This window comes from Paenibacillus tritici (assembly GCF_013204885.1).
Taxonomy (GTDB): domain Bacteria; phylum Bacillota; class Bacilli; order Paenibacillales; family Paenibacillaceae; genus Paenibacillus_AQ; species Paenibacillus_AQ tritici.
Genome location: NZ_JABMKX010000012.1, coordinates 189,729 through 201,902, shown reverse-complemented (window position 1 = coordinate 201,902; position 12,174 = coordinate 189,729). Strand labels below are relative to the sequence as shown.

The following is a 12,174-nucleotide window of genomic DNA, read 5'->3' as shown; positions in this document are numbered from 1 at the left end:
CATCCTATCAGGGTAGCTTGGGCTTGATGTGTGCAGGCTTAGGTGTGTGGCAGCATGGCCTGAGAATCAGGAAGGGCTACCGGCCGGGCGGAATTCCTGCTGGTAAATGGCCTGGACGTTCGCCAGTATATCACGGCTGTACGCTGTGAATTTCAGCGGGGTCACCTGATTCTTGATCAGGAACACCCCAGACTTACGGCTGTGCTCGCCGAGTGCAGCCTGGTACAGCAGGCCTGCTCCATGGGTAGGCTCCGGGAAGAACATACGTGTAATGGGCCTCAGCCAAAAGGGGATTCCGGACTTTTTGCCGCTGCGCATGGTGTTATTGCCTCCGGGATCGGCACTGCGGATCATAATGCCTTCCGCCGCAAGCGCCGGGGCAAGCTCCGAAGTCCACAAGGACAAGGCAAGCTTCGTATCGGCATAAGGGCCGGTTAGCTTGGCGAACTTGGCCGGACGCTCAAGCGTCGCAGGGTCGAACCGGCGTTTCATCATAAAAGCATTGGAAGAAGTATTAATGACGGTGAGGAGCTTGCCTCTCAGAATTAACGGCTTCAGCTCCATCGTGAGGATATACGGCACAACGGTCTGCAGTTCATAGTGCAGCTCCCGTCCTTGCTTGGAGAAGCTTAATTCGGGGAAGCTCCCGCCTGCATTATTGAACAGCAGATCAATCTGCGTCTCATGGCTTGTAATAGCCTGCAAGGCAAGCTTCAGCTGGGCGAAGTCTGTTAAATCCGCCTTGTATATCCGCAGCTGTCTGCTGCTGAGCGCCCCGCGGATAAGGGGGTCATCCTCAGTGAAAGCTGAACGGATGAGCGCGATAACCTCCCAGCCCTCACTTAGCATTCTGCGGGTCAGCGCGAGTCCGATTCCATGATTCGCGCCGGTGATCAGCGCAGTATGTGGGGCTTGTTCTATAGTCATAATAAGTCCTCCTTGGGGAACATTGTGGTGAATGGTGCCCATTGTATAACTTGGAGCCGACTCCAGGTCAAGAACTGAATTTAACATTTGACTTGGAGCTGACTCCAAGTTATACAATAGAATGAGCCTAAGGCACAACAACAACAATACAAAGGAGGCAGCCCTATGAGTCTGGCAGACAAGAATCCAGTCTCAGGATATTCAATCAAGGAGACGGCGGAGCGGACCGGAATCACGGAGGATACGATCCGGTATTATGAGAAGATCGGGCTGCTGCCCCGGGCGCAGCGTAAGGGGAACAGCCACCGCATCTACAGCGAACAGGATCTGGAAATGATGAAGCTGATCACCTGTCTCAAGAAGACGGGAATGTCCCTGGACGATATGCGTCCCTTCCTTAACCTGTCGCTCGACTCGGACCTGTCACAATATCCCGAGCTGCATGAGATGATCCTGACTCATAAGCAGAAGATTCTGGAGCAGATTGCTTCGCTTCAGCAGGTTGTGGATTTTATCGACAACAAAGTGGAGCAGGGCAGCCTTGGCCCGCAGGCATGTGAGCTGACCGGGGATACCCGCCGCAGGATGCCGGCACGAAGCAAACGCTGATTTCTTGCATCCCGCAGCAGGTGGTGAAGGGGGCTGCTTAATGCAGACCGCCGCTTCCCCTTCACATTGTTAATTATTTCGTAAGCACGCCGTACATATTTAACCTTCGTGAGCCAAACAATGAGAGCATTAGTTGAATCACGAAGGAGATGTCCCAGGATGAAGACAAACAACAAGAGAATAAAGCATATCCTTCTGTATTCTATAGCCGCAGCATTGATTACGATAACCGCACTGGTACCGTCAGCGCCGCAAGCAGTGTCAGCAGCCCCGGCAGAGGACACGCATTCAGCACAGCCGCAGGCAGAGAATACGAAGCAGCCCAGCCGGGTAGCCATCATAGTCGATGATTTCGGCAACGATATGCGCGGGACGGATGAAATGTTCAAGCTGCCAGTCAAAATCACCGTCGCAGTAATGCCGTTCCTCCGCTCCAGCGAGCAGGACGCACGGCGTGCCCATGAGCTTGGCTACGATGTGCTGGTCCATCTGCCCATGGAGCCGCGGCAGGGCAAGCCGGAATGGCTGGGGCCGGGGGCAGTGCTGACAAGCATGACAGACGCGGAGGTGCGTAAACGGGTGGAGGCGGCGCTCGATAATGTTCCTTACGCCATTGGAATTAATAATCACATGGGCTCCAAGGTGACCGGTGACGAACGGGTTATGGGTATTGTGCTTGGTGTCTGCAAGGAGCGCGGACTTTTCTTCGTAGACAGCCATACCAATTACCGTTCCGTGGCGGGCCGGATGGCCCGGGAGCTCGGAATGCCGCCTGTGGAAAATCACATTTTCCTGGATGATGTGCATTCTGCCTCCCATGTGGCGAAGCAGATGAAGCTGGTGCAGGAACGGGCGCTGAGCCAGAGATATTGTGTGACAATCGGCCATGTCGGCATTCAGGGCAAAGAAACCGCAGCGGGTATCCGCAGCGGCATTGCCGGAATGAAGGACAACGTGGAGTTTGTCGGAATCTCGGAGCTGGTACGGGATGAATGGAAATGGAACTCCCGGCTTACACTTCCATAAGATAAGCGGCGATTCCATTGGCAATCGCTTCAGCAATTTCCTCCTGGCCTTTCGGAGTGCAGAGCTTCTTGCGGTCAGCCGGACTGCTTACAAATCCCGCCTCAACGATAACCGTTGTGGCGGTTATTTTGTTGAGCAGGTAGAAGGGCTTGCCCTGTACGGGATCATTCCTCATCCCATAGAGCTGGTTCAGCTGGTCCTGGATAGTCCGGGCCAGCAGGAAGCTGCGCCCTTCCTGGCGGTACAAGACAAGCGGCCCGTGCTTGGTAGGGGATTTGGCCCAATTGATATGAATACTGACCACCACATTCGCCGGGAGCGTCTCGGCCAGCTCCTTGCGCTGGGCGAGATCGCGCAGATGCCGGGACCTGCTGCGCAGCCACAGATTCTCATCGCTTGGCGCATAATCGCCGTTCCGGTTCAGAATGGCGTCGAAGCCGTCGCCGCGCAGCAGGAGGAACAGGCGGCGGGAGATAGCAAGGGTGATGTCCTTCTCCAGGATGCTGCCGTAGGAGGTTCCGCCGTCGATTCCCCCATGTCCGGCATCAATCAGGATGATCCGCTGATCATGGCCGAGCATATGGGGGCTGTGTTTAGGGATGCCGGCCTGCTGTCCGGCCCGTGGTGCAGCCGCGTGGGTAACTCCGGCATTCCCCGCTGTAAGCAGCAACAGTACTCCTGCCGCTGCCAGGAACCGCTGTAGCCGCAGCCCCAGTCTCAGTCGGTCAATTTCGCGTGAACATCCGGGTTGTTCTGAGTTGTGTTGTTCTAATGTTTCCGATTGTCTCAAGTGAATAACCTCCCTGCCGATAAGTATAGTTATTGTTAGATTGTGCCTTAACAGCCTAACCTATACGAAGCTTCGGTTTCCGGTTTAGAGTTCAGGGGATTGGAGCACACTATAGGCATAAGGCCAGTGAGTGATAACTGCCATATCTCACATGGGAGGTGTATGAAATGGCATCCGGCGGAGATGATCTGGTGAAATATATTACGGAGAAGGTAGTCGTGTACATTGAGAACCCGCGCGCCGTCCATGCAAGAAGGAAGGCTGAGAAGCAGCCCTGGGCGGAAAAATGGTTCGGTACGATCCCGCTCGCATGGTCGGTCTGGCGCAGCAAATGGAGCCGGGACAGGGATGGTAAGGAGTAGCGATTCAGCAGTGAGTGGGATTTAGGTGTAGAAGCAAATAGCCTTCCCTAGGAGCCGTTCAGACGGCACCGGGGAAGGCTGTTTGCTTTTCACGAATAATGGTCCCTATTGCCTGGAATCCGGCACAGAGGCTGCGCCCAGAGTTGTGCCTCCGCGCAGCGGCATCGGCGGCTTGTGGAAGGTGCCGGACTTTTGAAGCGCTGTGAGCGGAAGGTAGCGAATCCCCCCGGGACCGGCAGCCGCATAGACCACTGCGGCTTCACTGTCTGCCGGGTCTCCGGCAGAAGTAGTCTTAAGCCAGCTCTGGCTGCCTGTAATCATGAACGGCGCCCCCAGAGCCTCATTGTGCCCGGAAGACTGGAAGGCAAGACTGCCGCGTTCCCGGAGTAAGGCAGTCAGGCTTGCACCATTCATAGACTTGAGCTCAGGAGCGGTTATCCACAGCAGATCAGCATACGGGTCGTCCTCTCCGCCGCTCAGAAGCGCGGGAAGGGGAGTACGTGCCTGGTCCGGGCCTGAGGAGGACAGCATAGCTGCCGAATCCGGCTTGGCGCCCAGAATAGTGTCAGCCTGTCCGGGACTCCAGGGCAGGAGCTCCGGGACCGAGGCATTCAGATAGAACGTTTTGTTCCCGGCGGTGAGCTTCCAGAGCGGGAGCAGCGGAGCATAGAGCGGCGTAAGCTCGATTGTAGCTGAATGATCGGAAGATATCAGTCCTTGCTGCACCAGATACTGGCGCAGTTCAAGCATACTGTAAGGGAGACCGGAGGTTCCGGCTCCATATTCACTAAGCACATAACCGCCCTGATCTGCGGCAGATATAATGAGATAGCCAATCCGCTGCCCGCCGTTCATCACATTGACCAGCCAGCTTCGCGTCCCCGGACCCAGAGGGTAGACCTCCGTCCCCGCATCCTTCCATTCTGTAAAAGGAGCATGGGCCGACAGCTTGCCGATCGTCTCTTTGGTGAAGGTCTGCAGCGTTTCCGGTGACGGAATCTGCTTCATGGCAAGCCCCGGAAGAGCCTCCTGCATGACGGCCTGCGTCACGGTGGTACGGCTGCTTTTGGACGCCATCGCCGGAGGAGGGGAGGCGCTTGCAGCGAACAGTGCCAGTCCAAGAATCAGACAGAGGAGCAAGCGGCTGCGCTGCCCGCGGGGTTCCTTCTGTCCTGCTTTGTTTATCATAGTATCGTTCACCTTTCCTGTTCCAAAGGTTATTCGCTGGGAAGCCCCGGTCTCATGACTATGAGACCGGCGGGTCTCCGGCTGCTTACTGTTCATTGTAGGGGACAAGCCCTGAAAAGGCTGTTGCTTGCTGTCGCGGCAGGCGGCGGGAGTTTCGCTGTTTTTTGCCTGCTTTTAGCGAGCAGGGTCGCATTCTATGTGCTGCGCAGATGAAACAGTCCGTATGTTACGGCAGAAACTGCAATCTGCGGCTCATACTGCCAGGAGGTCTCCTGACGGCGGCGGTTATACTGCTCCTCGATGCTGAGACGTTTCTCCTCATCCTCTTCCTTCAGCAGCTCGGCATAATAAATATCCACAATGCTCAGCTCAAGCTCCAGCCGTTGGCGGGCTTCTTCGGCCCACGTATAATCCAGCAGCGCCAGCTTCGAGGTCAGATATCCCTCCAGCCTGTCGGCTCCGTCCTTAATGCCAAGCTCGGAAGGCTGAACATGTATGTTCTCCGGGAGCCGCGGGGTCAGCTCCTTCGAAGCCAGCCGGGCTTCAAAGTCAGGGACAATCAGCCCCGAAGTCAGCGACACAGCAATGAAATGCAGCTCTTCCCGCTTCAGGTCGCAGGTCATCTCCACCTTATAGCAGACAGCCAGCCATGGCTCGTAGGCTGCCGAGAACAGGGTGGTCCGCTGCCTGAGCCCGGGGTCCTCGAACAGCTGCAGGCACTTGCCTTCATCCCGCGCCGCCGACCAGATCTGCCGCAGACGTCTGCTGCCGTAGGTCACATCCTCCCGGCGGATCATGCCCGGCCCGATGCGCGGCAGCGCCGGAACGACGCCGAAGTACCGGGCAAGGATGCTGTCCTCCGGGGCAGCCGAGACCCCGGGAGGCAGCGCACCGCCCGGCGCCGCAGCCTGCGCCGCGCCAAGCTCCGCCCCTGCCTCGGCATCCGCCGCCGCACCGGCCTGGCCCGGCAGCGCGTCTGCCGCTGCCGGGCGGCTTGCGCCGCCACTGCGCGGGCGTGCGGCCTGCGCCGCAGCCTGCGCGGCCAGTTCATCGTACTTCTGCGGATCGAAGACGAAGCTGAAGGACAAGGTCTCGGGATCTACGCCGGTGCGCTCCACGAATCCCCAATAATAAGGGCGGTCCGTCAGCATCCGGTCCGCGCGGGGGGAGAGCTTTACCGTCACATGCACCGGTGAGGATTCAAGGATGGTGCATTCGGTCGCTTCCAGATAATCCATGACCTGTTTGCGTACTTCCACGGGCGAGAGCATCAAGGCGCCACCTCGCTTTCATCCAGATCAGCATGGGTCAGCTCGCTGAGCGTATCGCCAATATCATCGAGACTGCTGCGCAGCTCCTCGTCCGTGCGGGCTTCAAGGACGATTTTGTACAGGCTTTTCTCCAGCGACTCTTTCTTCTCGAAGCGTTCCAGAATGACATCCAGCCCGCCGATGACCATCTCGAACATGTTGATTTTCTCATGCAGCAGGTGGAGAATATGCTCTTCAATCGTCCCCTCCGTGGAAAGGTTATAGATGACCACATCATTCTCCTGGCCCAGCCGGTGTACCCGTCCGATCCGCTGCTCCACCCGCATCGGGTTCCAGGGCAGATCGAAATTGATCATATGGTGGCAGAACTGCAGGTTGATGCCTTCGCCCCCTGCTTCCGTGGCAATCATCACCTGGGCGCGTCCGCGGAAAAGGTCCATCATCCAGTCTTTTTTGCCGCGGTTCATTCCGCCCGAGTAAGTGACACATTGCAGTCCATGCTCCCGGAAATATTGAAGCAGATACTCCTGCGTGGCGCGGTATTCGGTGAAGACGATGACCTTTTCATTCATTTGCTGAATTAACTCCATCGTCTTCTCCGCCTTGGTATTCGTCTTTACGGTACGGATGGTCTGGAGCAGACCCATCATCCGCTCACGCTTCGGAGAATCTGCCGGCAGCTTCTTGATCAGGTTCACCAGCGTGACGAACACAGCGTCCCGGCTGCTGCAGACTTCACGTTGAAGCGTAACCAGGGAGAGCATACTGCTGAGATTGCCGCCCGCCTCCTGATATTGGTCTTTGACAAAAGCAGTGACGCCGTCGTACAATTCCTTCTCCTCTGCCGACAGGGTGAGGGGGATATTGCGCACCTTGCGCTTGGTGAAGTTCACCGGGCCTTCGCCCCGGCGGTTACGGATCATGACCTTGGACAGCTCGCCCCTGAGCTGGACTTCATTCTTGGGCTGGCGCTTATCGACAACGAAATTAGTGGCGAAATCGCCCTGATTCCCGAGCTGGCCCGGCTTCAGCAGCGTAATCAGATTGAACAGCTCGCCGAGATCGTTCTGCACGGGTGTGGCGGTGAGCAGCAGGCAGTATTTTTTGCGCAGCTGCTGTACAAACAGATAGTTCGTGGATTTCTTATTCTTCAGCTTATGGGCTTCGTCGATAATGAGCATGTCGTACTCCTGGCTCAGCAGCATTTCCTTATGCGGGTCACGTTTGGCGGTATCCATGGAGGCGACGACAATGTCATTGCCCCAGGAATAGGCTTTTTTTTGCGCTACGGCTGAGATCCCGAATTTGGCATTCAGCTCCCGTACCCATTGCAGCACAAGCGAGGCCGGCACCAGAATCAGAACCTTGCTCACCAGACCCCGCACCAGATATTCTTTCAGCACCAGCCCGGCTTCTATCGTCTTGCCAAGACCGACTTCATCGGCGAGAATCGCCCGGCCCGACATCTGGAACAGCACCTTATGCGCAGTATCAAGCTGATGGGGAAGCGGGGACAGCCCGTTCAGATGCTTCATACATTGCAGCTCATCGAAGCTCGTAACCAGGCCCGACTGCTCTCCCTGCACGGCAAGGCGGGATAACCGCCAGTCTCCCCAAGGACCGCCTTTATCGAGTCTCGATTCCAGATCATGCAGCCAGTTACGCTCAATAGATAGAGGAACAGGCAGCAGCGGCGCAGAAGTTACGTTCTCGTGCGGCAGGGAATTGCGGAATAATTGCGTCATGTTGCAGCCTCCTCCGTCGCAGTTTCATATCGAAATGCGTAGCAGTAGTATGCGCGTAAAAGAGAGATTTCATAACCTGCGGAGCATGGAATTCACAGAGGAATGCTGTAATCCCCCTGGAAAGCTTTCAGTTCCGGTACCGGCAAAAAAGCGAGAAAGAGGGAGGAAATAAGCTCTATTTTCCAGTTTTTCAGATATTCCTGCCAGGAGCTGCTTTTTCATAAATGATCTCATCCCACAACATGTGGTATAGTTTAAACATTGACGCACACTATATATTGTTACAAAAGCATGAAATTTTGATTGTGTGCGGGAATTTTCGGTTATTTGTTATTGACAACAGGAGCTTCCGCTGGACAAGCAGGCTGCGGCGAACAGCCGCCGGAAGCATGACCTATTAATCATCCGGGAGGTAATATTATTGAGTACTGTGGAACGGAATAAGCGTCTGGAGGGTTTGAGCGAGAAAATATTTCTGGACCGTTATGCCTGGAAGGATGCGGACAGCAATAATGCCAAGGTGGGTGATGTAGTCCTTGTCCTGACGAAGGATGATCCGAAGTTTCCAACCAAGGAGGTTGGCGAGATTGTAGAGCGTACAGGCCGGATTGTAACCGTAAAAACCCGCAGCGGGGAGCTGGTGCAATCGGATGTGGAGAAGCTGACGCTCAATATCGAGAAGACTCCAGAGGAGATGTGGGACCGTCTCGCGGGAGCGATGGCATCCGTAGAGAAGACCCCTGAGCTTCAGGAAGAATGGACAGGCAAATTCCGCTCGATACTGGATGACTGGAAGCTTGTACCGGGCGGCCGGATTGCGGCGGGTGCCGGAGCGAGCGAGGAGCTTACCCTGTTCAACTGCTATGTAGTTCCTTCCCCCAAAGACAGCCGGGGCGGCATTATGCAGACGCTCTCTGAGATGACGGAGATTATGGCCCGCGGGGGCGGCGTAGGCATCAACCTGTCTTCGCTTCGTCCGCGCCGTGCCATTGTCAGAGGGGTGAACGGTTCCTCCAGCGGCTCCGTATCCTGGGGCGGCCTCTTCAGCTATACCACCGGACTGATTGAGCAAGGCGGCAGCCGCCGTGGCGCGCTGATGCTGATGATCAATGACTGGCACCCGGATGTGCTGGATTTCATTACCGTGAAGCAAACCATGGGCCAGGTCACTAATGCCAACCTGTCGGTCTGTGTGAGCAACGGCTTCATGAAGGCCGTCAAGGAGGATCTGGACTGGGAGCTGGTCTTCCCGGATACGACCGATCCTGATTACGACACGCTCTGGGACGGAGATCTGGATAAATGGAAGGCTGACAACCGCCGTGTGATTCCCTACCGTACGGTCAGAGCTCGCGATGTGTGGCATACGATTATCGAATCGGCCTGGAAATCTGCGGAACCGGGCGTTGTTTTCATGGAGTATTATAATCAGATGTCTAATAGCTGGTACTTCAATCCGATTATTTGTACGAATCCGTGTTTTCACCCGGACACCCGGATTGCAACGGAATATGGTCTCTTAACTATTGAAGAGCTATATAAGAAGGTCGGAACAGAGTCCTTCCTGGTTGGAACCGATTTGAGATTAGTGGAGCAGGCCAAAGTGGTCGGCGGGAGAAGCTATGAAATTCCAGGTTTGCAGATGAGAAGGGCTACGGTCTTCCCAACCGGAACCAGAGAAACCTTGAAGATCTCCCTGCAAAATGGCGTAGAACTATCCGTAACACCTGAGCATCGCTTGTTCACCAACTCCGGCTGGAAAGAGGCCCATACTCTGAGTGCAGACGATTGCGTTTATTTGCAGTCCGGAGAAGGTTCCTTTGCCGCTGAGGATACCCTTGGTGAGGGATGGGGCTGGTTCCTGGGCTGGCTCATAGGCGACGGCTGGATTTCCAAACGTGGTGATATCGGTATGGTATTTGGTGAGGCAGACAGCGAAGTTATTCCATTGCTCATTGATGCTGCCAAGAATATCACAGGCGTAACCGCCAAAGTATTCGACAGAACCAACAATACCAAGCAGGCTTATTGGTGGCGTAAGTCGTTCCGTGAACAGCTTGAAGAACTCGGAGTGAAGGCAGTTAGAGCCGCTGAAAAAGAGGTTCCGGCTGCGCTGTATACAGCTTCACGTGCAACTGTTGTGGCATTCCTGCAAGGACTATTCTCTGCTGACGGAACGGTGTATGAGAATGATGAGATGCACCGTACGGTCAGATTGACCTCAGCTTCCAAAAAACTTCTTCAAGGCGTTCAATTGCTGCTGCTTAATTTCGGAATTAACAGTTCTATCTATAGCCGTCAGAAGAAGAATCAAGCTGTATTTACGTATACGACCAAAGCCGGCGAGGAACGGAGCTATGAAGGCGGCGGATTCTACGAGCTTATCTTAAGCGGCAACAACATCCTGGAGTTCAAGAATAAGATCGGGTTCAAGCTCATTACCAGAAAACAAGAAGCGCTGGAGCGGATTGCCCGGCCTTCCCGCAAATCTGAAAAGTTTCTGTCCAAAGTTATTGGTATTGAACCCGGCGACGTTGTAACGGTATATGATATCACCGAACCTGTGACGCATTCGCTGATTGCAGGCGGTGTAGTTGCCCATAACTGTGGTGAACAAGGCTTGCCCGGATGGGGTGTGTGCAACCTGTCCGCCGTCAATCTTTCCAAGTTCTACGATGCGGAGAACCATGATGTGGACTGGGCAGATCTGGCGACAACGACCCGTTATTCCGTGCGTTTCCTGGATAATGTTATCGACAAGACACCGTATCATTTCCCGGAAAATGAAGCCAACCAGAAGCTCGAACGCCGCGTAGGTCTCGGCACCATGGGTCTGGCTGAGCTGATGATCAAGCTGAATATCCGCTATGGCAGCCCGGAATCGCTGGAGTTCCTGGACAAGCTCTACGGCTTCATGGCCCGCGAGGCTTATCTGGCTTCCGCAGAGATTGCGGGCGAGAAGGGATCATTCCAGGCGTTTGACACCGATAAATATCTGCAGAGCGGGTTCATGCGGAATATCACCGAGGTCTATCCTGAAGTGGGCGAGTCGATCCGCAAGCATGGTATGCGTAACGTAACGGTGATTACCCAGGCACCAACCGGCAGCACGGGAACGATGGTCGGCACTTCCACAGGGATCGAACCGTATTTCGCCTTCAAATATTTCCGTCAGAGCCGTCTCGGCTACGATGAGCAGTTCGTGCCTATCGCCCAGGAATGGCTGGAGTCCCATCCGGGAGAAGAACTGCCGGAATACTTTGTCACTTCGATGGACCTGTCCGCCAAGGATCATATCCGCGCGCAGGCAGCCATCCAGCGCTGGGTGGACAGCTCGATCTCCAAGACCGCGAACTGCCCGTCCGACTTCACGGTGGAAGAGACCGCAGAGCTGTATGAAATGGCCTTCGATCTGGGCTGCAAAGGCGTAACCATCTACCGTGACGGCAGCCGTGATGTACAGGTGCTGGAAACGGCGAAGAAGGAAGAAAAGAAGGATGCTTCGGCGGCAGTTGAGGCGGTGGAGGCCAAGGCAGCCGAAACAGCAGCTGAAGCTAAGGTAACGGCAACTCCGGTTACTATAGAAGCAGCGCCGGGTCTGCAGCCTTCAGCCAACGTAGTGGACAAACAATACAAGAAACGCCCGCAGGTGCTGCGCGGCGCTACCTATAAGATCAACACGCCGTTCGGTATGGCGTATATTACCATCAACGATCTTGACCGGACGCCGGCCGAAATCTTCCTGAATGTCGGCAAAGCCGGCTCCGATGTGTTCGCCATGGCGGAAGCGCTGGGCCGCGTCTGCTCGCTGTTCCTGCGTTACGGTGATCACGGCGAGAAGGTCGAGCTGCTGATCAAGCATCTCAAAGGCATCGGCGGCTCCGGCGCCATCGGCTTCGGCGCGAACCGCGTCGAGTCCATCGCCGACGCGGTAGCGAAGGCCCTGGAGACCCATGTGCAGAACAACGCCCATGACGACCATATCCCTGCGCCCATCGCGGCGACACTGGAGCTTGATTTCAACGAGGCGCTGAACGCCGAGCTGAAATCCAGTGTACCGCCAGCGGCTGCCGATGACGGACACGGAAGCCATGGCGCCCATAGCCACGCTACGGCATCGCGGGATCTCTGCCCTTCCTGCGGAAGCGCATCGCTCATTAATATTGAGGGGTGTAAGACCTGCGGCAATTGCGGGTATAGCCGGTGCGGGTGAGGGTGGCTCATTAAAGGAATGAGTTAGTGTATGTGATTTTTCA

The 12,174-nt window shown here is 55.6% G+C and carries 9 protein-coding genes; 4 read left to right on the top strand and 5 right to left on the bottom strand.

Annotation, left to right across the window (positions count from 1 at the left end; all coding sequences use genetic code 11):
* Positions 1-66: 66 nt before the first annotated feature.
* Positions 67-927 (bottom strand): SDR family NAD(P)-dependent oxidoreductase, encoded by an 861-nt coding sequence (locus HQN87_RS22045; protein ID WP_173137699.1) that lies wholly within the window; start codon positions 925-927, stop codon positions 67-69.
* A 165-nt stretch (positions 928-1,092) separates the two neighbouring features.
* Here HQN87_RS22045 and HQN87_RS22040 point away from each other — a divergent pair, with 165 nt between their 5' ends.
* Positions 1,093-1,536 (top strand): MerR family transcriptional regulator, encoded by a 444-nt coding sequence (locus HQN87_RS22040; protein ID WP_173137697.1) that lies wholly within the window; start codon positions 1,093-1,095, stop codon positions 1,534-1,536.
* Between the two features lie 159 nt (positions 1,537-1,695).
* Positions 1,696-2,562 carry a divergent polysaccharide deacetylase family protein gene (locus HQN87_RS22035; protein ID WP_173137695.1) on the top strand — a complete coding sequence of 289 codons (867 nt, stop codon included), beginning with the start codon at positions 1,696-1,698 and terminating at the stop codon, positions 2,560-2,562.
* Here the strand turns inward: HQN87_RS22035 and HQN87_RS22030 are convergent.
* Positions 2,549-3,352: an N-acetylmuramoyl-L-alanine amidase family protein gene (locus HQN87_RS22030; RefSeq protein WP_173137693.1), complete on the bottom strand. Its 804-nt coding sequence runs from the start codon at positions 3,350-3,352 to the stop codon at positions 2,549-2,551. The genes HQN87_RS22035 and HQN87_RS22030 overlap by 14 nt on opposite strands.
* Positions 3,353-3,519: 167 nt before the next feature.
* On the opposite strand from HQN87_RS22030, the gene HQN87_RS22025 reads away from it, so the two are divergent.
* Positions 3,520-3,714, top strand: a complete 195-nt coding sequence (locus HQN87_RS22025) for a YqzE family protein (protein WP_173137691.1) — start codon at positions 3,520-3,522, stop codon at positions 3,712-3,714.
* Positions 3,715-3,819: 105 nt separating this feature from the next.
* Here HQN87_RS22025 and HQN87_RS22020 read toward each other — a convergent pair whose 3' ends face one another.
* The 3 genes from HQN87_RS22020 to HQN87_RS22010 all read right to left on the bottom strand — a co-directional run bounded on the left by HQN87_RS22020 (position 3,820) and on the right by HQN87_RS22010 (position 7,918).
* Positions 3,820-4,902, bottom strand: coding sequence for a hypothetical protein (locus HQN87_RS22020; protein ID WP_173137689.1), 1,083 nt, complete (start codon positions 4,900-4,902; stop codon positions 3,820-3,822).
* 194 nt (positions 4,903-5,096) lie between these two features.
* On the bottom strand, positions 5,097-6,161 hold the full coding sequence (locus HQN87_RS22015; RefSeq protein WP_436836482.1) for a YqhG family protein: 1,065 nt from the start codon (positions 6,159-6,161) through the stop codon (positions 5,097-5,099).
* 11 nt (positions 6,162-6,172) lie between these two features.
* Complete coding sequence (locus HQN87_RS22010; RefSeq protein WP_173137685.1) at positions 6,173-7,918, bottom strand: DEAD/DEAH box helicase; 1,746 nt, start codon at positions 7,916-7,918, stop codon at positions 6,173-6,175.
* A gap of 421 nt (positions 7,919-8,339) precedes the next feature.
* On the opposite strand from HQN87_RS22010, the gene HQN87_RS22005 reads away from it, so the two are divergent.
* The gene (locus tag HQN87_RS22005; RefSeq protein ID WP_173137683.1) at positions 8,340-12,131 is read left to right on the top strand and encodes a ribonucleotide reductase barrel domain-containing protein; all 3,792 of its coding nucleotides are present in this window, start codon (positions 8,340-8,342) and stop codon (positions 12,129-12,131) included.
* Positions 12,132-12,174: the final 43 nt, after the last annotated feature.

Coding starts and splice junctions, on each gene's coding strand:
- HQN87_RS22045 (WP_173137699.1), bottom strand. CDS start 927: ATGACTATAGAACAAGCCCCACATACTGCGCTGATCACCGGCGCGAAT.
- HQN87_RS22040 (WP_173137697.1), top strand. CDS start 1,093: ATGAGTCTGGCAGACAAGAATCCAGTCTCAGGATATTCAATCAAGGAG.
- HQN87_RS22035 (WP_173137695.1), top strand. CDS start 1,696: ATGAAGACAAACAACAAGAGAATAAAGCATATCCTTCTGTATTCTATA.
- HQN87_RS22025 (WP_173137691.1), top strand. CDS start 3,520: ATGGCATCCGGCGGAGATGATCTGGTGAAATATATTACGGAGAAGGTA.
- HQN87_RS22020 (WP_173137689.1), bottom strand. CDS start 4,902: ATGATAAACAAAGCAGGACAGAAGGAACCCCGCGGGCAGCGCAGCCGC.
- HQN87_RS22010 (WP_173137685.1), bottom strand. CDS start 7,918: ATGACGCAATTATTCCGCAATTCCCTGCCGCACGAGAACGTAACTTCT.